This is a genomic window from Lautropia dentalis (assembly GCF_003892345.1).
GTDB classification, from domain to species: Bacteria; Pseudomonadota; Gammaproteobacteria; order Burkholderiales; family Burkholderiaceae_E; genus Lautropia; species Lautropia dentalis.
In genome coordinates this window covers 1,562,564-1,584,696 of record NZ_RRUE01000002.1, presented here as the reverse complement: position 1 = coordinate 1,584,696, position 22,133 = coordinate 1,562,564, and the positions used below count along the sequence as shown (strand labels likewise).

The following is a 22,133-nucleotide window of genomic DNA, read 5'->3' as shown; positions in this document are numbered from 1 at the left end:
GTGCAGTTGCGCTTCACTTCACTCACTGTGGCCAGCTTGTGGCGGGACTTGCACCCGCAGGTGTGCGCCCATGCTGGGCGCACAACAGAAAGGCCCTGCATCCGCATGCGCGGTGCAGGGCCTGTCCGTGGTGACGTCCCGGATCCGGATGAGCGCCGGACCCGGTCAGATCATCAGCCGGCAGCTGCTTCCAGGGCAGCCACAGCCGGCAGGGTGCGGCCTTCCAGGAACTCCAGGAAGGCGCCACCACCGGTAGAGATGTAGCTGATCTGGTCGGTGATGCCGAACTTGGCAATGGCCGCCAGGGTGTCACCACCACCCGCGATCGAGAAGCCCTTGGAGGCCGCAATGGCGCGGGCCAGGGTCTCGGTGCCCTTGGCAAAGGCGTCGAACTCGAACACGCCGACCGGGCCGTTCCAGACGATGGTGCCCGCGGACTTCAGCTGCTCGGCCAGCTTGGCAGCCGTCTTGGGACCAATGTCCAGAATCATGTCGTCTTCAGCCACGTCCTTGGCGGCCTTGACGGTAGCCGGGGCGTCCGCAGCGAAGGTCTTGGCCACCACCACATCTTCGGGGATGGGCACTTCGGCGCCACGGGCCTTCATCTTCTCGATGATCTTCTTGGCGTCGCCCACCAGGTCGGGCTCGGCCAGGGACTTGCCGATGGGCAGGCCGGCAGCTAGCATGAAGGTGTTGGCAATGCCGCCACCCACGATCAGCTGGTCGACCTTGTCGGCCAGGGAGTCGAGAATGGTGAGCTTGGTGGAGACCTTGGAACCAGCCACGATGGCAACCATCGGGTGAGCCGGGTTGTGCAGGGCCTTGCCCAGGGCGTCCAGCTCGGCGGCCAGCAGCGGGCCGGCAGCGGCTTCCTTGGCGAAGCGGGCGATGCCGTGGGTGGAGGCCTCGGCGCGGTGAGCGGTGCCGAAGGCGTCGTTCACGTAGACGTCGCACAGGGCGGCGTATTTCTTGGCCAGGGCTTCGTCGTCTTTCTTCTCGCCCTTGTTGCAGCGGGTGTTTTCCAGCACCACCACATCACCCGGGGCCAGCGGGAAACCGCCATCCAGGTAGTCGGCCTGCAGGCGCACGGGGCGGCCCAGCAGTTCCTCCAGGCGCTTGGCCACAGGAGCCAGCGAGTCCTCGGGCTTGAATTCGCCCTCTTTCGGACGGCCCAGGTGGGAGGTGACCATGACGGCGGCGCCCTTGTCCAGCGCGGCCTTGATGGCAGGCACCGAAGCCCGGATGCGGGTGTCGTCGGTGATGTTGCGGTTCTCATCCAGCGGGACGTTGAAGTCGCTGCGGATGAAGACTTTCTTGCCTTTCAGGTCGAGGTCTGCCAGTCGCTTGAATTTCATCGTGTTCTCCATGACAGGCCAGTCAATGGGAGGATGCGGCATTCACTGACCCGGGAATTCGGTCGGCAGGGCCATCAGGGCCTCTGCACAGATGTCTGGGTGGCGGCCGGCCAACAGGTTTCCGTGGACACGGAAGGATCCAAAGGCCGGCCGGGCCACAAGGCTGCCGAGGCGCACCGCCCGGGCGGCGCCGGCGTGTCCTGCACGCGGCAAGGACACCGACACCGTCAGGCCGACACGCTGCGGCAGCCGGACACCCTGCCCTTTCGGGCGGGGTGCCGTGATGCACCGATCACTTGGCGTTCATCAGCGCAACGGTGGTGTCGAGCATCCGGTTGGAGAAGCCCCACTCGTTGTCGTACCAGCTGGTGACCTTCACCAGACGGCCGCTGACCTTGGTCAGGGTACTGTCGAAGGTGGAGGATGCCGGGTTGTGGTTGAAGTCGACCGAAACCAGCGGCTGATCGTTGTAGTTCAGGATACCTTTCAGCTCCTTCGACTCCGAAGCCTCTTTCATGATCTTGTTGATCTCTTCGACCGTGGTGTCACGGGCGGCGATGAACGACAGATCGACGAAGGAGACGTTGATGGTCGGCACGCGCACGGCAAAGCCATCCAGCTTGCCATTCAGCTCGGGCAGCACCAGGCCAACGGCGGCAGCGGCACCGGTCTTGGTCGGGATCATCGACTGGGTGGCCGAACGGGCGCGACGCAGGTCGGAGTGATAGACGTCGGTCAGCACCTGGTCGTTGGTGAAGGCGTGGATGGTGGTCATCAGGCCGTTGAGCAGGCCGATCTTGTCCTGCAGCGGCTTGACCATCGGAGCCAGGCAGTTGGTGGTGCACGAGGCGTTCGAGATGACGGTATCCGAAGCCTTCAGCACGCCCTGGTTGACGCCATAGACGATGGTGGCGTCCACGTCCTTGCCGCCGGGGGCAGAGATGATGACTTTCTTGGCGCCACCGGCCAGGTGGGCGCTGGCTTTTTCCTTGGAGGTGAACAGGCCGGTGCACTCCAGCACCACGTCCACGTTCAGATCCTTCCAGGGCAGTTTGCTGGGATCACGCTCGGCCAGCACCTTGATCTTGTCGCCATTGACGACCAGGTAGTCACCCTCGACCTTGACATCACCATTGAACTTGCCATGGGCGGTGTCGTACTGGGTCAGGTGGGCATTGGTTTCCGGCTTGCCGAGATCATTGATGGCGACGATCTCGATGTCGTGCTTCTTGCCACCTTCATAGTGGGCACGCAGCACATTGCGGCCAATCCGGCCATAACCATTGATTGCAACGCGAATCGTCATTTCTACTTTCCTCTGTGAGTGAAGGATCAGAGTCCCAGCACCTGTCGCACGGTGTCGGCGACGTTGTCGGCGGTCATGCCGAAGTGCTGGTTGAGTACCGATGCGGGTGCCGATTCGCCGAAGCGATCGATCCCGACTACCGCCTCGGGGCGGTATTTCCACCAGAAATCGGTGACACCGGCTTCCACGGCAATGCGTGGAAGGTCGTCTGGCAACAGACGGCGTTTGTAGGCCACGTCCTGCTGGTCGAAGGTGGTGGTGGATGGCATGGAGACCACGCGTACCCGGATCTTCTCTTCCGCCAGCTGGGCGGCGGCGGCCAGCGCCAGCGACACTTCCGAGCCGGTGGCGATGATCACGGCCTTCGCGCCACGCGGGGCGTGCACGGCGTAGGCGCCGCGGCGGATCAGGTCCACATCCACCACCTCCCGCTCGATGAAGGGCAGGTTCTGCCGCGACAGCAGCAGGCAGGTGGGCTTTTCTTCGTTTTCGATGGCGGCCTGCCAGGCAATGGCGGTTTCCACCGAATCGGCCGGGCGCCACACGTCCATGTTGGGGATGAGGCGCAGGCTGGCGGCCGTTTCCACCGGCTGGTGGGTGGGTCCGTCCTCACCCAGGCCGATGGAGTCGTGCGTGAACACGTGGATGACGCGCAGCTTGCTGAGCGCGGCCACGCGCAGGGCGTTGCGGGCGTAGTCGGAGAACACCAGGAAGGTGCCACCGTACGGGATGAAGCCCCCATGCAACGCCAGGCCGTTCATGAGGGCGGCCATGCCGAATTCGCGCACGCCGTAGTTGATGTGCCGGCCGCCGTTGAGGTCCGACGCACTGTCGGGCGACGGACGCAGGTTCTCGACGCCCTTCCAGACGGTGAGGTTGCTGCCGGTGAGGTCGGCCGAACCGCCGATCAGCTCCGGCAGAGCCGGGCCGAGGTAGTTCAGCGCCAGCTGGGAGGCCTTGCGGGTGGCCACGGTCTGGGCTTCCATGACCGTGTCCATCACGAGGTTGTCCATGATGTCTTCCCAGTCGGCCGGCAGCACGCCCCGCATGCGGCGCTCCAGCTCGGCAGCCTCTTCCGGATACGCAGCGGCGTAGGCGGCGAAGGCATCCTGCCAGCGGGCATGGCGCTCGGCGCCGACCTGGGTGGCATCCCATGCGGCGTACAGGTCGGCCGGGATGACGAACGGGGGCTCGGACCAGCCCAGCTCGCGGCGGGTGGCGGCGATCTCGTCGGCCCCCAGGGCCTCGCCGTGGGCCTTGGCCGTACCGGCGCGGTTGGGTGATCCCTTGCCGATGACGGTCTTGCAGATGATGATCGTGGGGGCGAAGCGGCGCTCGCCATCGCCCAGTTCACGGCCGTTCGAACCCCAGTCGCGGGCCTGCGCGATGGCCTCGCCCACGGCCCAGGCATCGTGCCCGTCCACGGCGTCGATGACGTTCCAGCCATAGGACTGGAAGCGCGCGGGCACATCGTCGCGGTACCAGCCCTGCACGTTGCCGTCGATGGAGATGCCGTTGTCGTCGTACAGCACCACCAGTTTGGAGAGGCGATGCACGCCGGCCAGGGCACAGGCCTCGTGCGAGATGCCTTCCATCAGGCAGCCGTCACCGGCAAAGACCCAGGTGAAGTGATCGACGATGGTGTGACCGGGACGGTTGAACTCGCCGGCCAGCAGTTTTTCGGCCAGCGCCATGCCGACCGCATTGGCCAGCCCCTGCCCCAGCGGGCCGGTGGTGGTTTCCACGCCCGGGGTCACGCCCACTTCGGGGTGGCCGGGGGTTTTGGAATGCAGCTGGCGGAAGTTCTGGATGTCGTCGATGGAGAGGTCGTAACCGCTCAGGTGCAGCAGCGCGTACAGCAGCATCGAGCCATGACCATTGGAGAGCACGAAGCGGTCGCGGTCGAACCAGGTGGGATCGGCCGGGCTGTGCTTGAGGTGCGCCGACCACAGGGCCACGGCGATGTCGGCCATGCCCATCGGCATGCCGGGGTGGCCGGACTTCGCCTTCTCGATGGCATCCATGGCCAGCACGCGCACGGCGTTGGCCATGCGGCGGGCGGTGTCGGGCTGCGGGAAGGCGGGCCAGCCAGTGCTGACGAAGGTCTCGGCCGTGCCGTCCAGATGCACGTCATCGACCTCGGTCACACCGTCGGTCCATCCTGCCTCGGGCGCGGGGTCGTCTGCGTTGTCGGTGAAGGATTCGCCCCCGTCGTGCGGAGTGTGATTCAGCCCGTCGGCTGACGATGATTCGGGGGGGAACGAATGGATGGTCATGGCAGAAAGGGACGAATGAAGCTGAAAAAGCGGGTCTCTGCACAGTATACTGGACGCCAATGTAACAGCTATTTGCATTCCCTGCAGGGGAAGCCCTGCAGTGCTGTGCGAGCATGGCCGCCAGGCATTCACTGCGTTGCGCGGAAGCATTCAGGCAACGAATCATGGGCGCCTCGACGGCATGCCGGGTCTCCGTGCAGGCCCCGGGCAAGGATCTCTCTCATGACTCCCCGCATACATCTTCCCTCACTGCTTTCCCAGGAGCATCCCCTCCCGCAGACGCTGGCCGATCTGCCCCTCCAGCCCCTGGACGAGCCGGCGGCCCACCATCTGCTGCGGGTGCTGCGCCGCACGGTGGGTGACGAGCTGGAAGTCTTCGACGGCCAGTCGGGCCGGTGCTGGCGTGCCCGGCTGGCCAGCACGAAACCCGCCCGGGTAGAACTGCTGGTCGAGCTGCCGCCCGAGCCGCTGCCGCGCGTCCAGCTGGGTCTGGCACAGTGCCTGAGCACGGCCGAGAAGATGGACTGGACCATCGAAAAGGCGGTGGAGCTGGGCGTGAGCCACATCGTCCCGCTGCTGTCGGCCCGCAGTGTGGTGAAGCTCGACGGTGCCCGTGCGGAAAAACGCCGGGAACACTGGCAGCGGCTGATCGTGGCGGCAGCCATGCAGTGCGGACGCAGCCGGCTGCCCACGCTGGCACCCATCCAGCCGCTGGAGCGCTGGCTGGCGGCCCTGCCCGCGCCGGCTGCCACGGAACGGCGCTGGGTGCTGGACCCGACGGCACAGGCATCGCTGGCCATGCAGGCCATGCAGATGGCACAGGCTTCGCCCGGACAGGCCCTGCCTGCACAGGCCGACACCGTGTTCAGCGTCGCACATCCAGCTTCCGGCCTTACCGCTTCTGTTGCCTCCACACCTGCCCCGGCCGGCACGGGGTTGCCGGGGGGCTCGCCATCGTCAGCGGACGACACACTTCCGTCAGTGGGCTGCGCGTCATCGTCAGGCACCGCTTTTCCGGCTGGTGAGGCCCTGCCCCCCTCCTTCTCTGGATCTGGATCCGGGTCATATCACGCCGCCTGGCTGCTCTGCGGGCCGGAATCGGGTCTGTCGGAGGAAGAGATGGCGCGGGCAAAGACCCATGGGTGGCAGGGTGCCTTGCTCGGCCCCCGCGTGCTGCGCACCGAAACGGCCGGCCTGGTGGGGCTGGCGGTGCTGCAGGCTACGCTGGGCGATCTGGCGTAGAACACGACACCGGCAGCCCCCTCCAGTCACGCCTGTTTGCGAACCGAGTAGAACACCCGGAAGGCTGTGTCGTGGTCGTAGAAGAAGTCGGCCGCGTCGCGGAACACGTCCAGCAGCATGCTGCGATCATCGGCCGGGAAATGGGCCACATCCGGCAGGTTCTCGACCAGCAGCACGAAACCCGGGCGCTCGGCTTCCTCACCGGGCTCGAGGTCGGTCAGACAGTCGTAGAGGGCATCCAGGTTGTTGCCATAATGGGCCGGCAGATGCAGCCCCTCGCCCAGGGCGGCCAGCACGGCCGCTTTGCTGTCGGCCCCGCTGCAGTCGCACACGAGCAGGGTCTGGTCAGTCTGCTGGGCAGCGCGGATCAGCCCATTCTTGTCATAGGCACCCAGTGGCAGCACCGCGTGGCGCGGAATGTTGGACAGAGCAGTCATGGGTAGTCGATCCTGCGAAAGGTCTGGTAGTGATCGTCTGTATAGAAGAATTCGCTGTACTGCCCCGGCCGGCCGCCGGCAATGATCCGGCGTGCGCCCCGTGAGCGCTCATGGGGCGTGCGGACGGTGTACTCGGTGTAGTAGCCGCGCCGCTGGCGGGGCAGTCTGCCCTCGTAGTTGCCGAACACGGTACCGTCTTTCTCGTACGGGAACGGGCCGCCCGCCAGGATCAGCTTCAGGGTTTCCTGGGCCTGCGCCGGCAGGGCCGCCACGGCAATGCAGCGCGCCGCGCCCGTGCGGCACGCCGTGGCATGCCCGCCCTGCGCATTGCCATCCGGCACATTGCCAGCCTGCACATGAGCGGCCTGTTCATGACCATCCCCTGCATGCCCATCCTGGGCACGTCCGGACAGCACATGACCAGCAGCAGCGCCCGCGGCCGCCCCGGCCGCCACGCCTGCGCCACCGGCACGGCCCGATGCCGGCGGGATGGCCGCGTCCTTCACCGTCTGGGACGTGGAGGGCCGATGATGCCGGCGGTGCTTGCGCGCCTCCGCTGGCCGGGAGGTCAGCAACAGGCTGACCGCCAGGGTCAGCACCAGAAACACGGACAGGGTTCGGAAAACATTTTTCATCATGCTCGCATCGTACGTCAGGCCACGACGGCCGAAAAGCCCCCCGCCCCCATTCACCGAATCCACGTCCCGCCCATGGCCATGGTGCTTTCCTGCCCCATCGCCTCAAGCACATGATCATGGCACCTTGCTGCAACACCACCCTGGGCCCATGACCATGGCACTTTCCTGCAACATCACGCCACGCCCACGGCCCGGCCGCATACCTGCCGTCGTGCCAGCCTGCTGCCGATGAACGGCAGCGACTATGCTTGCCGGTTCTCCCGACGGGGAGAGCGTGTCGGGGACGTGTTCGTCAACCCCCTTTTTTGCCCAGCCCAGTCGTCGGCGTACCGCATGACTGCACTGCGGCGGTCCGTCCACGCTCCCCCATTTTTTTGTCCGCTTCCGCCCTTTCCGGCCATTCCAGTCCCTTCCCGCCGCACCATCCCCTGTCTCCCCCGTTTGTCGTGATCATGCCGTCTGCCAGCCCCCCATCCACCGCCGCTTCACCCCGTATCCTGCTGTGGCTGGTGGCCGTGGGGTTCTTCATGCAGACACTGGACGGCACCATCGTCAACACGGCGCTGCCCGCCATGGCCACCAGCCTGGGCGAAAGCCCGCTGCGCATGCAGGCCGTGGTGGTGGCCTACATGCTCACCATGGCCTCGCTGATCCCGGCCAGCGGCTGGCTGGCCGACCGCTTCGGCACGCAGCGGGTGTTCTTCTGGGCCATCGTGCTGTTCACGGCAGGGTCGGCGGCCTGTGCCATGGCCACCGATCTGGATGAGCTGATCCTCGCCCGCATCCTGCAGGGCGCAGGCGCCGCCATGCTGCTGCCCGTGGGCCGGCTGGTCATCCTGCAGCATTTCCCGCGCGAACAGCTGCTGCCGGCCATGAGTTTCGTGGCCATTCCGGGACTGATCGGACCGCTGATCGGCCCCACGCTGGGCGGCTGGCTGGTGGAGAGCGCCTCGTGGCACTGGATCTTCCTGATCAACCTGCCCGTGGGGCTGGTGGGCGCACTGGCCACGACCCGCTTCATGCCCAACATCCGGCGCGCCGATACCGGCCGCTTCGATCTGGCCGGCTATGCCATGCTGGTGCTGGCCATGGTGGCGCTGTCGCTGGCGCTGGATGGGCTGGGCGGCCTGGGCTGGGCCAGTGCGCTGGTGGTTCTGCTGATGATCGCCGGCATGGCCGCCCTGACGGCCTACTGGCTGCACGCGCTGCGCCATCCGGCCCCGATCTTCCCGACGGCGCTGTTTGCCATTTCCAGCTACCGGGTCGGCGTGCTGGGCAACCTGTTCGCACGGATCGGCTCGGGCGCCATGCCCTATCTGCTGCCGCTGCTCCTGCAGCTGGCCATGGATTTTTCGCCGGCCGAGGCCGGCATGCTGCTGCTGCCGGTCACGCTGGCCAGCATCGGCGCCAAGCGGGCCGTGCCGGACATCATCCACCGGCACGGCTACCGGCGGGTGCTGATCGTCAACACGCTGCTGCTGGGGGTCATCGTGGCCTCCTTTGCGCTGATGGCGCCCGACCAGCCACTGTGGCTGCGCACCACGCATCTGGCGCTTTTCGGGGCCGTCAGTTCAACCCAGTTCACGGCCATGAACACGGTGACGCTGAAGGATCTGGACACCGAACTGGCGGCCAGCGGCAACAGCCTGTTCTCGATGGTGCAGATGCTGGGGCTGAGCCTGGGCATCACCTGCGCCTCCGCCCTGCTGCACGCCTTCAACAGCTGGTTCGGCCCCGGGCTGGCCAGCGCAGCCAGTGCCGGCCAGCTGCCCGCCTTCCGGGCAGCCTTCGTGGCCATCGGCCTGATGACCGTCGGCGCGGCCGCCGTGTTCTGGCAGCTGAAGGATGACCGGCCGGTGCAGGGATGAGGCGCCCAAGGCCCCTGCCATTCCTGTGCACCGACCGGATGGGTGGTTGAGCAGCGCTGAAGACCGGGCAGACAGACACCGGCCGGGCGGAGGCGTCCACCGGAAGAAGCAGGAAGCAGGGAAAAACAGTCCCAGACGGATACGTGTCGCACAAAGCACGGCCGGTACGAGGCGGATCTGTCCTGAACGCGTCAGCGCGTGTGATGGACTCAACGCCCCACCAGCACCCCGGCCGGATCGAAGGCCGCGCGCACCTGGCCAAACGCCTCCCGCAGTGCCGGCGTCCAGCGGGGTGGCTGCACATCGGCCAGCACGGCCGCCACCTGCTGTTGGCTGGCCATCACGCCCGCCCCTTTCGGGGAACCACCCGGATACCCCAGACGCAGTTGCAGCTCTCCCGACGCCAGCTGTCCCCGCCATCGCACAGCCAGTCCCAGCGACGCCAGCCGTTCCGACACGGCCGCCACCCGGTCCACCATGACGGCCGGATCCTGCGGCCACAGGCGCCAGATCTGTCCGGCCAGCGGCGCGCCATCGGACCGCTGCACATCATCCGGCCGTACCACACCATCCAGCCGCAGCACACCATCCAGTCGTGCCACACCATCCTGCCCTGGCGCCCCCTCCAGCCCTGATGCACCAGCAGGCAACGGTACGCCACCGGGAAAGGGAGTACCCTGCAAAGGCGCACCGTAGACCCACGCCGGCTGCGGCATCACCAGCTCGCCCAGCAGCTGCCGCCAGATGGGCGTGGCGTCTGGTGTCGCACGCACGCCAGCTGCCGTGCCGCCTGTCGTGTCCCCCGCCAGCACCAGCCCGCCAGCAGCCCGCCGGGCATACCCGGACAGTTCCTGCGCCAGCCGCCGGTGCGCTGCCTGCACGGCCGCATCGGTGTCCCCCGAAAAACGCGCCAGCAGGCCGGTCGCCGCAGCGGGCCAGTCACCAGCCGGCATCACGTCGCCCTGCCACTGAGCCGGAGGGACCATGGCACCCTTCATCCCCTCTACGTGCACGGCTCTGTCAGGCACGGCGGCACCCTGCGCACCGCTGGCCAGGCCCGGCACCATCCCACGCCGTACGGTTTCTCCCGACGCCACGCCGGCGGCCTTCACCAGCGCCCGGTCATCTGCGTGGCGTGAGGTGGCCAGGCGCGACAGGTCCGTCCGGTCCAGCAGCAGCAGGGCCGAAGGCCACGAGGCATCGCCCCGATCATCACCCGGATCATCGCCCTGATGCGCCCCGCCCCCGGGCCCCCTGCCAGCAGAAGGCACGGCCTGCAGCCACGGTGCCACCCGCGCCAGCGCGGTCCCGGCCGACGGAAACACGAACAGTGCCCAGCGGGACACCGCCGGGCGCCGCCGCAGACGCAGGTGCAGACTGGCCGACCAGGCCAGCGTTCCCGCGGAGCCGGCGAGCAGATGGGCCAGATTGACCGAACCATCCGGGGTATAGGGACGTGAGGGACGGGGATGAAAGGCATCGAGCAGATAGCCATCCGGCACCCGCATGCCGGCCGGCCAGTGCTGGTGGATATCGGTCGCCACCTGCGCCGCCACGCCAAACAGCCCGGACACCAGCTGCCCGGCCCGGCCACTGGTCAGGGCCACCCGGGAACGCTCGCCGAACGGCCCGAAGCGCTGCACCGTGCCGTCATCGAGCACGGCATCGATGGCCAGCAGCCGGTCGGCCATCGTGCCCCAGGCCGGGGTGGCCGCTGCCGCGTCCAGTCCGGCCAGCCCGCCCACCGTCACGTCGGCAGCGGTATCGGTCTCAAAGGGCAGCCACCAGCCATGCGGGGCCAGCAGGCGATTGATGTCGGCCAGGCGTACCCCCGGCTGCAGTTCGATCAGGCCACGGGCGGCGTCGAAATGAGCCGCGCGGGTCAGATGTGCCGAGGGGTCGATCCACAGGCCTGGTACACCCGACAGGGAGGCCACAGGGGCTGAAGGGTCCGAAGGTTCTGCCATGACAGACAGGGCAGAAGGAGGGACCGAAGGAGACCCAGGGGCCGGATGGACCGTACCGGGCATGCCGGCGACACAGGCGCCACCTGCCCTGTGCCGGCCGGGCGCCCCTGCCCCCATGTACACGGGCACGGCCAGCTCGCGGGCCATTGCCAGCGCAGCCGGAACATCGGACGAATCCACCGGCAGCAGCCTGGCCATACCGGCCACCAGCTGCACCTCGCCCCGCACCTGCCGGCGCAGGCGCTGCACCAGACGCGCCAGCCGTTCCTGGCGTGCAGCGGAGGGGGTGTTTTCCGTCAAGGGTTCAGCGTGAGGCGTTGAGAAACACTCAGAGATCGACCGGCTCGCGGCCACCGCGGTCAGCCTGCGAGGCCGTTGCCTGCGAGGTGGCGCCATTGCGCGCGGCCACCGAAACCGACACGAACTCGTCACGCCGGCTCAGTACCTTGTTGCCGTAGCCGCCGTCGTGCGACAGGCGGGCAGCGCCCACATAGGCTTTCAGCGCGCGGCGCTCGCTACCGCCGTAGCGCTTCAGGTAGTCGGACAGGATGCTGCTGCCCACCAGAATGTTGACCTTCGGCTCCCACACGGTTTTCGTGCTGCCATAGGGCTTGAAACGCTTCCTGTGCACACGGGTGTGCACCTGCATCAGGCCCTGGGCTCCCACCCGGCTCTCGGCCCGCGGGTTGAAGCTGGACTCGGTGGCCATGATGGCCAGGATCAGGTAGGGGTCGATGTTGTAGACCCGGCCGGCCTGACGGGCATAGCTGGCGTACTGCTCGATGGAGCTTTCCTGCACCCGGAACTTGCGCGAGATGTGCTGCACCACACCCCGTTCGGCACGGGTCAGGCGGATGGCGCCGGCACCGCGCGTGGTGGCGCGGTCGGTGGCGGTGATCTTGCGGATGCCGCCGCGCGAACCCGTACCAATGCTGGCCGGCCGGCGGCTGCGCTGGGCCCGGACGGCGCGATCCGTACGGGATGCACGGGCCGACGGTGCAGCGGCCTCACGGGCGCCGGCCCCGGCCGAGGCACGGTTGGCGGTACGTGGCGCCACCGTACGCCGGGTCTGACCGGCCGCGGCCATCAGGGTTGCTCCCGCTCTGCTGCCAGCACGGGCGGCCGTGCCATCGACCACACGGTCTGCGCTCCGTCCCGGCCGGGCCTGCTGCACCGGCGCCTGCGACCGGACCGCGGCCGGCAGGACCGTGCCTTCATCGGCACGCGACAGCGGCTGGGTGCGCTCGACCACCGGCGCCGCTCCGGCTGCATCGGCCCAGGCCGGCATGCCACCGAACACCAGGGCAGTGCCGGCAACCATGGCCAGCCACAGGCGGCCGGCCAGGGAACGGCCCGACACGCGGCTGGCGGACGGACAGTGCCCGGCACGGGCAGTGTGGGCAACAGGGGCAGACGGCAAAGCTGGCATGACGGGAAGGCTCCTGGAGTCAGATGGCACTGCATGGACAGGATGGGCACGCGGACGGGCAGCAGACAGGCGGCGCCCCAAAGCCAGAAAATAGGCGCCCTCCCCAACCGGCAGGGCCGGTCGATGCCGGGCCGGCGCGCGCCAACGCACCCCGGCCACCGGCACTGCTGCACTCCGCAGACGGCAGACCCCAACCGCCCGGCGGTCAAGTCTGCCTTGTAAAAAGCAACAATTTCACAACAAGCACTGCGCATTTTATCAGCATTTTCGCTGCCGACGCGCAGCACACGTGCGGTTTCACCTTGCATCTCACCGGAACTGACGATCACGCCCGCTTCCGGCGCCCACCCGATGAACGGCCGGCGCGCCACATCCAGCGCCCATCGTCACAGCGTGACACAATGCGTAGTTGGCGGCGTTTGCCTCCTGCCCATGGCCGACCGCTGCAGCACGACGCAGAATGCCAACAGGGCCGCGCCGGATGCAGCCTTTCCGTCACACCGGCCCGTCGGGTCCCCGCCACAGACCGTGCCGGACTGGCCGGTGCCGCACCTGTTCATCAGGGTTTTCCCTGATAAGGCAGTATCTGCGTACGTGGCCACCCGCCTGCCCGGCATGTGATTCAGGTCCCTGCCGGCCCCGAACATACGCCGCCGCACCCCGTCCGTCCCCAGCCGAACCACCCTGCTTCCCATGTCCCTGCGCTACACCGACCTCCGCGAATTCATCCAGGACCTCGAAGGCCGCGGCCAGCTGCGCCGCATCGGCGTCCCCGTCTCACCCCGGCTGGAAATGACCGAGATCTCCGACCGCGTCCTGCGCGCCGGTGGTCCCGCCCTGCTGTTCGAACAGCCGGCCGACGGTACGCACCGCTGGAAGTTCCCCGTGCTCACCAACCTGTTCGGCACCCCCGAACGCGTCGCCCTCGGCATGGGCGAGGAGTCCACCACCGCCCTGCGCGAGGTCGGCAGGCTGCTGGCCTACCTGAAGGAGCCCGAGCCGCCACGCGGCCTGAAGGACGCCTGGGACAAGTTTCCCGTCCTGCGCCAGGTCATGAACATGGCGCCGAAGATCGGCAGCAGCGGCCCCTGCCAGGATGTCGTCATCGAAGGCAGCAACGTCGATCTCACCACCCTGCCCATCCAGCACTGCTGGCCGGGCGATGCGGCCCCGCTGATCACCTGGGGGCTGGTCGTCACGCGCGGCCCGGGCAAGCCGCGACAGAACCTCGGCATCTACCGCCAGCAGCTCATCGGCCGCAACCAGACCATCATGCGCTGGCTGGCCCACCGCGGCGGCGCGCTGGACTTTCTCGAGTTCCGCAGGAAGTTCCCCGGGCAGCCCTTCCCCCTGGCCACCGTGCTGGGGGCCGATCCGGCCACCATCCTCGGTGCCGTCACCCCCGTGCCCGATACGCTGTCCGAATACCAGTTTGCCGGCCTGCTGCGTGGCGCCCGTACGGAACTCGTCAAGGTGCCCGGCACCGAACTGAACGTGCCCGCCACCGCGGAAATGGTGCTGGAAGGCCACCTGATGCCCGACCCCGACGGCGAAAAGACCCTGGCGCACGCCCGCCGCCTGGGCTGGCAGGGGCCGTTGCCCCCGGCCGCCCTGACCGGCTACGAAATGGCTCTCGAAGGCCCCTACGGCGACCACACCGGCTACTACAACGAGCAGGACTGGTTCCCTGTCTTCACCGTGAACCGCCTCACCCACCGTCGCAACGCCCTCTACCATTCCACCTACACCGGCAAGCCGCCCGACGAACCGGCCGTGCTCGGCGTGGCGCTCAACGAGGTGTTCGTACCGCTGCTCACCCGGCAGTTCCCCGAGATCACCGACTTCTATCTGCCCCCCGAAGGCTGCTCCTACCGGCTGGCCGTCGTCTCCATGAAGAAGGCCTATGCCGGCCATGCCAAGCGTGTCATGTTCGGCATCTGGAGCTTCCTGCGACAGTTCATGTACACAAAATTCATCATCGTCGTCGATGATGACATCGACATCCGCAACTGGCAGGAAGTCATCTGGGCCATGACCACCCGCGTCGACCCGGCACGCGACCTGACCCTGGTCGAGAACACCCCCATCGACTACCTCGACTTCGCCTCCCCCGTCAGCGGCCTCGGTTCGAAAATGGGCATCGACGCCACCAACAAGTGGCCCGGCGAGACCACCCGCGAGTGGGGCACGCCCATCGTCATGCCCGACCAGGTGAAGGCCCGGGTCGATGCGCTGTGGAAAGATCTGGGTCTCTGAGCTGCATCACTCCCCTTGGGCGGCAACGTTCCCTATCTTTCTGTGGCCAGATCCCGGACGGCCGGGAACTTCCGGGCCCGCGCAGCCTCTGCGGGCCGTAGTCGGGCCTAGTCCCTGGAATGTCCCGGGAACCCTGGAGCGTGTCATGGACTCATTCATCCCCACCCCCTGGATCTACCGACTGAAAGGATCCTGCAGCACGTCGCCCCCTTTTCAGCCAGTTTTCCCGCCAAACCCGCATCCACCCCCCGGATACTGATCGGCCAGAGCCACGCCCTTTGTTATAAACTGACAAATCAAAACATTTCGACAAGGCCCCCTCGATGCCGACGCCTGCCTGCAACATGGGCAGGTTCTGCGATTTCCTCGCAGATCCGGCACCGGAGCCCCCAATGGAGCGCTGCGGCCCAACCATCCGGCCTGTCCATCGGGCCAGACCGGCAAGACCGCCACCGCGACCCTGACACGTTTCGAGGAGAACCATCCCATGCTGCGCGCAGCCCCCCCGCACGCACCCGCCAGACCCGGCCAGCACGGCACCCCCGTCACCGGCCCCCGTCCGCACCGCCGCCACGGCCTGCGGCCAGCCGCCCCGCTGGCCGCCCTGCTGGCCCTCACCCTGAGCGCCTGCAGCCTCACCACCACCGGCCCGCTCAGCAAGGAGCAGACCGACCGGCTGGCCTCGCCCGACATTGCCATTCGCAGCGCCCAGCTCACCCAGGCCGCTGCCGCCCGCTACGACGCCCAGATGGATGTCTTCCATCCCGTGGTGGCCAAACGCGGCATGGTGGCCAGCGAACAGGCGCTGGCCAGTGAAGTCGGCGTCGACATCCTCAAGGCTGGCGGCAACGCCATCGATGCCGCCGTAGCCGTCGGCTTCGCGCTGGCCGTCGTTCTGCCCAATGCCGGCAACATCGGCGGTGGCGGCTTCATGATGGTGCACGACGCCCGCAGCGGTGAATATGTCGCCCTCGACTTCCGTGAAACCGCCCCTGCCGCCGCCACCAAAACGGTCTTTCAGGACAAGAAGGGCAACGTCATCGACGGCAAATCGCTCTACACCCACGCAGCCGTGGGCGTTCCGGGCACCGTCGCCGGCCTGACCCACGCCCAGAAGAAATGGGGCCGCCTGCCGCTCACGCGCGTGATGGCCCCCGCCATCACCCTGGCCGAGAAGGGCTTCACCATCACCGCCCCGCTGGCCGCCAAGCTCAAAACCGAGCGCGAAACCCTCGGCAAATGGCCGTCTTCCCGCGCCATCTTCTGGAGAAACGGCGCCCCCCTCAAGGCCGGTGACAAACTGGTCCAGAAAGACCTGGCCGCCAGCCTCAAGCTCATCGCCGCCGAGGGCCCCGATGCCTTCTACAAGGGCCCCATTGCCAGAAAGATCGTGGCCGACAGCCAGCGCCATCACGGCCTGATCACCGCTGCGGACCTGGCCGGCTACAAGGCCGTCGAGCGTACCCCCATCCGGGGCAGCTATCGCCAGTTCGAAGTGGTCACCATGCCGCCCCCGTCGTCCGGCGGCGTCCACCTCGTCCAGATGCTCAACATCATGGATGGCTGGCCCATCGGCACCTGGGGCCAGAACAGCGCCCAGACCGTCCACCACATGGCCGAAGCCATGAAACTGGCCTACGCCGACCGGGCGGAATACCTGGGTGACCCCGACTTCGTGCAGGTTCCCGTGACCGGGCTGACCTCGCGCAAATACGCCGCCCTGCTGCGCGGCCAGATCGACCCCGCCCAGGCCAAACCGGCGAAGGACATCAAGCCCGGCAAACCCCAGCCCTACGAAAGCGACCAGACCACCCACTACTCGGTCATGGATGCCAAAGGCAACGCCGTGGCCGTCACCTACACGCTGAACACCAACTTCGGCACCGGCATCGTCGCCCCGGGCACCGGCATCCTGCTCAACAACGAAATGGATGACTTCTCCGTCAAGCCGGGCGTGCCCAACGCCTACGGCCTGGTCGGCGGTGAAGCCAATGCCGTCGGCCCGCGCAAACGGCCACTCTCGTCCATGACCCCCACCTTCGTGCTCAGGAAGGGCAAGCCCTGGCTGGTCACCGGCACCCCGGGCGGCGCGCGCATCATCACCACCGTGCTGGAAACCGTCAGCAATGCCGTCGACCACGGCATGAACCCGGCCGAAGCCGCAGCCGCCCCACGCTTCCATCACCAGTGGACGCCCGATGAACTGCGCGTCGAGCGCGGCTTCCCCGTCGACACCATCGAACTGCTGAAGCAGCGAGGCCACAACGTCGTCGAAAAAGCCGCCATGGGCCGCTCCCAGACCATCCAGGCCGAGCAGGGCGAACTCTGGGGCTACTCCGACCCGCGCAACCCGGACGGCCTGACCGTCGGGTACTGAGGCTGCAGGTTCCAGATGAAACGAACGCCCAAACCCAGCCCCCTCACCCGCGAATTCCTGCAGAGCGGCGACTACATCCGCTCCTTTGCAAAGATTCCCGGCCAGTGGTGGACGCGCGAACAGCTCGAAGCATCGCTGGACCACATGCTGGCCCAGCGCCCCGACCCTTTCGCGCCAGTCTGGATCTTCGCCTACGGCTCCCTCATCTGGAACCCCCTCATCCACACCGCCGAACAGCAGCAGGCCACCCTGCGTGGCTGGCACCGCAGCTTCTGCATGAAGCTCACGGCCGGGCGTGGCACCCCCGAACAGCCCGGCCGCATGCTGGCCCTGGCCCGCGGCCGCGAGATGAGCGCCACCACCGGCATCGCCTTCCGGCTGCGCGAGGAGGAACTGCGCGAAGAGCTGCTGATCGTCTGGATGCGGGAGATGATCGGCGGCACCTATCTCCCCCTCTGGCAGGATGTCCGCCTGGCCGACGGCCGGCTCGTGCAGTCCATCGTCTTCGTCATGACGCCGGCCCAGCCTTGGTACGAGACCGACACCTCGGTGGCCACCGTCGCCCCCATCATCGCCAACGCCACCGGCCACCTCGGGCACAACATCGACTACCTGCTCGAACTGGACGATGCCCTGGCCAGCCAGCACATCCACGACCCCTACATCAGCGACCTGATCGCCGCCGTACGGGCGTATGGGTCGGATATCTGAGTCTGCACTTCATCGAAACCTACCTCACACTGACCGCCGAAGAGTGGCGGCTCTACGAACAGCTCTACCCCACGGAGAACAGAAAGATGGGCGCATTCACGCAACGCTGGCTGGAACAGGGCCGGCAGGAAGGCATTCGGCAAGGGGTCCAGCAGGGCATCCTGCAGGGCCGGGAAAGTGGCCGGGAAGAAGGTATCCAGCTGGGTGAAGAACGCGGTCGCCAGGAAGGCATCCAGCTGGGAGCCGAGCGCACCCAGCGCAGGATACTGGCCAAGCTGCTGGTCAGCCGCTTCGGCCCTCTGGATACAGTCACCGAACAGCGGCTGCAGCAGGCCAGCCTGGAACAGATGGACCGCTGGACTGATCAGGCACTCACGGCGCAAAGGCTGGATGAGGTGTTCCGGCTGCAGTGAAACCTGCCGTCATCGGTTACACGCAGGAGGCCGGGCTGCAATCCCACGCACGGTGGAAGAGACCATGCATGACCGGAGGACGAAGCACGGGAAATATCCAGCAGGCACCTTCCCCTCAGCCCTCTTCCGTCAGTGTCGTCAGCCCGGCGAAGCTTTCGTAAAAGACCGTCAGCCTGTCCAGCACCGGGCGTTTCTTCCGGAAACAATGCTCTTCCGCGGCGTCCGGGCATTGTCACTCAGGCCAGCTTCACCGCCTCCACCCGTTTCACAACCCCAGCCGCCCCCACCCGCCGCGACCGCCGCCACTGCCGCAGCCCATCCCAGGCCAGCAGCATCAGCGCCGCCCAGATCGGCCCATAAGTCCACCACGCCCCCGCGCTCACCGGCGCATCCAGCACCAGTACCGCGGCCAGAAACAGCAGTACCGGCTCCGTATAGCTGAGCAGCGCAAACAGCCCGAAGGGCAGCAGCAGCCCGGCGCACAGATGCGCCACCATACCCACCGAACTCACCAGCCCCAGCGCCGGCAGCAGCAGCCAGTAACGCGGCTCGTCGCGCACCACGGCCAGCGCATCGCCGTGCACCATCAGGTACACCAGCATCACCGGCACCGTCAGGCACAGGTCCAGCGTCAGCCCCGGCAGCGCCGGAATGCCCATCACGCGGCGGCTCAGATAATAGGGCGGAAACAGCACGCACACCCACAGCGAGGCCCAGGAGAAACTGCGCGTGGCCCATACCTCGTGCGCCACCCCCAGCACGGCCAGCCCCAGGGCCAGCAGCTGACGGCGGTTGAGCCGTTCCTTCAGCCATACCCGGGCCGCCAGCGCCATGCCCAGCGGGTACAGAAAGTACCCGATGGCCACATTCACGCCCTCGCCGTTGACCGGCCCCCACATGAACAGCCACTGCTGGCTGGCCACGATCAGTGTGCCCACCAGGAACACCACCCAGCGCCACACGCCGTGCCCCAGCTGCTGCCGCACCAGATGCTCCAGCGCACCCAACCCCGCCCGGGAGGCCCCCAGCAACAGCAGCAGCGCCGCCAGCATCACCATCACCCGCAGCGCAAACACATCCGTCCCGCTGACCGGTGCCATCCAGTGACTGAACAGATACAGCACACCAAACAGTACCTGCGACAGCATGCACAGCCCCACACCCCGGGCAAACGGACTCATTGCCAATCCTTCACGGGGTGATTCACACCCCAACCATGACACAACAACTATACCGCTTTACCCATGCCGGTACACCCACCGCAGCAGCTCGTCCTGCGCATGCAGGACCCGCTCGGCCGGGTACTTTCCGTTGATCATCAGCGACAGCGCATAGCGCCGCCCCGACGCTGCCGTCACGTAGCCGGCAATGGCCCGTACCTCCTGCAGCGTGCCGGTCTTGATCTGCGCCTGTCCCGCCACCGGATCCAGCCGCAGCCGCGTCTTCATCGTGCCGTCGATGCCCACCACCGGCAGCGACTGCTCGAACCACCGGGCCTGCGGGCTCTGGGCTGCCCGGGCCAGCAGCACCACCATGTCACCGGCCGAGATGCGCGCCTGCCGCGACAGGCCCGAACCATTCTCCATCGTCAGCGAGGCCATCGGCATGCCCTGCGACCGGTACCAGCCGTGCAGCCACTGTCCCGCCACCTCGGGCGCCAGCGCGCCCTGTCCCTTCGCCGCCGCCATCTCCAGCAGCAGCATCCGGGTCATCACGTTGTTGCTGAACTTGTTGATCTGGCGCACCACCTCGCCCAGGTCCAGCGACGACTGCCATGCATACAGCGGCCGCGCACGCTTCGCCGCGCCCGGTTCGATCCGTGTCCGGCCAAGGAACTGGCCACCCATGTTCTTCCAGGCCGCCTTGAAGATGCCGTGCACGAACTGCTGGTGATCCAGCATGGCCGCATAGAACTGCAGCGGCCCGCAGGCCCTGACCTGCGTCCCGTTCACCGCCACCTGCGGCCGGCCGGCCGGTGTGGCCCCGTCGGCCACCGACACCCGCGTCGCCCCGCCACGGCACCGGCCCCTGAGCACCTTCACGTCATAGCGCAGCTGCACATCGGCCAGCGGCGGATCCAGCACCAGCTGTTTAGACTTCGGATCCACCACCAGTTTGCTGGCCTTGAAGTTGGTCAGCGCCGCCCATGGCCGCACGTTGTAGGCCTGCGAGGCATCACCATCGAACGCACTCCCATAGGCCGGTCCCACCGCGAAGCGGCTGTCGTCGATCACCAGATTGCCGCGAATCGTCGTCAGCCCCTGCGCCCGCAGATCGGCCATCAGCGCGTGCAGGTCCTCGATCACCAGGTGCGGATCCCCCCCGCCCTGCATGACCAGATCACCCTGCAGCACCCCATTTCTGATCGGTCCGGTAGTGTAGAAGCGCGTCGTCCAGCGGTAGTCCGGCCCCAGCATCGACAGGGCTGCATAGGTCGTCACCAGCTTCATCGTGGAAGCCGGGTTGAACGGCCGTCCCGACTGGTGCGCCACCTTCAGCAACGGCGTGCCACCGAAACGCGCCCCCGCAGCCACTTCTCCCGCCGCAGCCACTGCCTCGGCGCCGTTGAGCCCCAGCGGTACCACTGCCAGCCCGAAATCCTCTTCGGCAATGCCCGCCTGGCGCAGCCGCTCCACCACCAGCGCGCTCATCGCCGCTTCCGAGATCGGCGCAGGTTCTCCCGTATCGGTACGCGGCCATTCCAGCATGGCCAGCCGGGCAGGACCCGATCCCCCCTTCACCACCCCGAACGCAGGCGACACCATGCCCGCAGCCAGCAGCACCCCCGCCACCAGCACCCCGCGTTTCACGCGCCGCTTCGCCCTCTGCCCACCCATCCTCTGCCCCATTGACCTCGAAAGAAGGCATCTTGCGCCCGGCGCCCCTGTCGCGACCGCCCCACAGGACGAACGAACCGCCCGCCCCGACGAATCGCCCGCCCGAACCGCTGCCCCGCAGTCCGGACGCAACAACCCTTGCAGATCCGGGTAGTTGCCCCATCCATCCCCCTGCCGCCCCTTCGAGCGCATCATGGACTCACTCACGCCGGCTCCCCACCCCTTGCGACACATGTTCCCCTCACTTTTTCCGGGCTGCCGAACCGTCCATCCCCCCTTGCATCCCCCTTGTCGCCTTGTCTATCATTGCGCGTTAGCACTCTCGACCCGGGAGTGCCAATACGGACCCGACGGGTCCACCCCGAACCCGAAAAATTTTTTTGCGTTCCACCCTTGTCTTTGTGCTGGCTGTCCCCAGTTTCGATGACATCCCTGTCCCGGCCCGGTCTCACCGGGCGGGAAGGCGCGGCGCCCCCGCTGCCGCTGCCCCCTTCCGGATGCCCCCGTGCGTCCGGATTCGGGCCTTCCGCATCCGCCCGGCTCTGTCCCGGGCGTTTCCGGATGCCCGGCCAGCGGTCCCGGTCGCCCGTCTCCCGGGGACATCCAACCATTCCCTTTCACCCTGTTCAGGAGCGAACTGAATGAAACTGCGCCCTCTGCATGACCGTGTCATCATCAAGCGCCTCGACAACGAGCGCAAAACCGCCTCCGGCATCGTGCTGCCGGAAAATGCCGCCGAAAAACCCGACCAGGGTGAAGTCCTGGCCGTGGGCGACGGCAAGATCGCCGACGATGGCAAGGTTCGTCCGCTGGCCGTGAAGGTCGGCGACAAGGTGCTCTTCGGCAAATACTCCGGCCAGACCGTCAAGGTCGACGGCGAAGAGCTGCTGGTCATGCGCGAAGAAGACATCATGGCCGTGGTGCAGTAAGCACCGCCGCATCACCCGGGCGCCCGCACATGGTGCCCCGCGCTGCAGCCCACCGCCTGCAGTCCCCCATCTGAAGCGCTGATCCCCCGACG

16 protein-coding genes are annotated in these 22,133 nt (G+C 67.3%); 7 read left to right on the top strand and 9 right to left on the bottom strand.

All coding sequences use genetic code 11. The features are described 5' to 3' along the window. Positions 1-173 precede the first annotated feature (173 nt). The 3 genes from EHV23_RS14440 to tkt all read right to left on the bottom strand — a co-directional run bounded on the left by EHV23_RS14440 (position 174) and on the right by tkt (position 4,712). Positions 174-1,355, bottom strand: a complete 1,182-nt coding sequence (locus EHV23_RS14440; protein ID WP_125096676.1) for a phosphoglycerate kinase — start codon at positions 1,353-1,355, stop codon at positions 174-176. A gap of 292 nt (positions 1,356-1,647) precedes the next feature. After that, positions 1,648-2,661, bottom strand: a complete 1,014-nt coding sequence (gene gap, locus EHV23_RS14435; RefSeq protein WP_125096675.1) for a type I glyceraldehyde-3-phosphate dehydrogenase — start codon at positions 2,659-2,661, stop codon at positions 1,648-1,650. 26 nt (positions 2,662-2,687) lie between these two features. Next, on the bottom strand, positions 2,688-4,712 hold the full coding sequence (tkt, locus tag EHV23_RS14430; RefSeq protein WP_125096903.1) for a transketolase: 2,025 nt from the start codon (positions 4,710-4,712) through the stop codon (positions 2,688-2,690). A 447-nt stretch (positions 4,713-5,159) separates the two neighbouring features. Between tkt and EHV23_RS16270 the strand changes: the two genes are divergently transcribed. Then, complete coding sequence (locus EHV23_RS16270; RefSeq protein ID WP_158616001.1) at positions 5,160-6,179, top strand: RsmE family RNA methyltransferase; 1,020 nt, start codon at positions 5,160-5,162, stop codon at positions 6,177-6,179. A gap of 26 nt (positions 6,180-6,205) precedes the next feature. Here EHV23_RS16270 and EHV23_RS14420 read toward each other — a convergent pair whose 3' ends face one another. Both EHV23_RS14420 and EHV23_RS14415 read right to left on the bottom strand, forming a co-directional pair. Then, a complete protein-coding gene (locus EHV23_RS14420) occupies positions 6,206-6,616 on the bottom strand; it encodes a barstar family protein (RefSeq protein WP_125096674.1) in 411 nt (136 codons plus the stop codon). Further along, positions 6,613-6,972 carry a guanyl-specific ribonuclease gene (locus EHV23_RS14415; protein ID WP_420813072.1) on the bottom strand — a complete coding sequence of 120 codons (360 nt, stop codon included), beginning with the start codon at positions 6,970-6,972 and terminating at the stop codon, positions 6,613-6,615. The genes EHV23_RS14420 and EHV23_RS14415 overlap by 4 nt, the downstream gene beginning before the upstream one ends. 734 nt (positions 6,973-7,706) lie before the next feature. On the opposite strand from EHV23_RS14415, the gene mdtD reads away from it, so the two are divergent. Next, positions 7,707-9,122, top strand: coding sequence for a multidrug transporter subunit MdtD (mdtD, locus tag EHV23_RS14410; protein WP_203229018.1), 1,416 nt, complete (start codon positions 7,707-7,709; stop codon positions 9,120-9,122). A gap of 209 nt (positions 9,123-9,331) precedes the next feature. Here the strand turns inward: mdtD and EHV23_RS14405 are convergent, their stop codons facing one another. Next, positions 9,332-11,389, bottom strand: coding sequence for an FAD-binding protein (locus tag EHV23_RS14405; RefSeq protein ID WP_158616000.1), 2,058 nt, complete (start codon positions 11,387-11,389; stop codon positions 9,332-9,334). A gap of 28 nt (positions 11,390-11,417) precedes the next feature. Then, complete coding sequence (locus tag EHV23_RS14400; RefSeq protein WP_125096672.1) at positions 11,418-12,518, bottom strand: lytic transglycosylase domain-containing protein; 1,101 nt, start codon at positions 12,516-12,518, stop codon at positions 11,418-11,420. Positions 12,519-13,217: 699 nt separating this feature from the next. Between EHV23_RS14400 and EHV23_RS14395 the strand changes: the two genes are divergently transcribed. The 4 genes from EHV23_RS14395 to EHV23_RS14380 all read left to right on the top strand — a co-directional run bounded on the left by EHV23_RS14395 (position 13,218) and on the right by EHV23_RS14380 (position 18,275). Continuing rightward, a complete protein-coding gene (locus EHV23_RS14395; RefSeq protein ID WP_125096899.1) occupies positions 13,218-14,774 on the top strand; it encodes a UbiD family decarboxylase in 1,557 nt (518 codons plus the stop codon). 604 nt (positions 14,775-15,378) lie between these two features. Then, positions 15,379-17,151, top strand: coding sequence for a gamma-glutamyltransferase (gene ggt, locus EHV23_RS14390; protein WP_420813071.1), 1,773 nt, complete (start codon positions 15,379-15,381; stop codon positions 17,149-17,151). A gap of 15 nt (positions 17,152-17,166) precedes the next feature. Beyond that, on the top strand, positions 17,167-17,862 hold the full coding sequence (locus EHV23_RS14385) for a gamma-glutamylcyclotransferase (RefSeq protein ID WP_125096670.1): 696 nt from the start codon (positions 17,167-17,169) through the stop codon (positions 17,860-17,862). 86 nt (positions 17,863-17,948) lie between these two features. Continuing rightward, complete coding sequence (locus tag EHV23_RS14380) at positions 17,949-18,275, top strand: FliH/SctL family protein (RefSeq protein WP_125096669.1); 327 nt, start codon at positions 17,949-17,951, stop codon at positions 18,273-18,275. Positions 18,276-18,511: 236 nt separating this feature from the next. Here the strand turns inward: EHV23_RS14380 and rarD are convergent, their stop codons facing one another. Beyond that, positions 18,512-19,456 carry an EamA family transporter RarD gene (rarD, locus tag EHV23_RS14375; RefSeq protein ID WP_125096668.1) on the bottom strand — a complete coding sequence of 315 codons (945 nt, stop codon included), beginning with the start codon at positions 19,454-19,456 and terminating at the stop codon, positions 18,512-18,514. 57 nt (positions 19,457-19,513) lie between these two features. Further along, entirely contained in the window at positions 19,514-21,085 is a 1,572-nt protein-coding gene (dacB, locus tag EHV23_RS14370) for a D-alanyl-D-alanine carboxypeptidase/D-alanyl-D-alanine endopeptidase (protein ID WP_158615999.1), read from the bottom strand. Between the two features lie 668 nt (positions 21,086-21,753). Between dacB and groES the strand changes: the two genes are divergently transcribed. Beyond that, on the top strand, positions 21,754-22,041 hold the full coding sequence (gene groES / locus EHV23_RS14365) for a co-chaperone GroES (RefSeq protein WP_125096666.1): 288 nt from the start codon (positions 21,754-21,756) through the stop codon (positions 22,039-22,041). Positions 22,042-22,133: the final 92 nt, after the last annotated feature.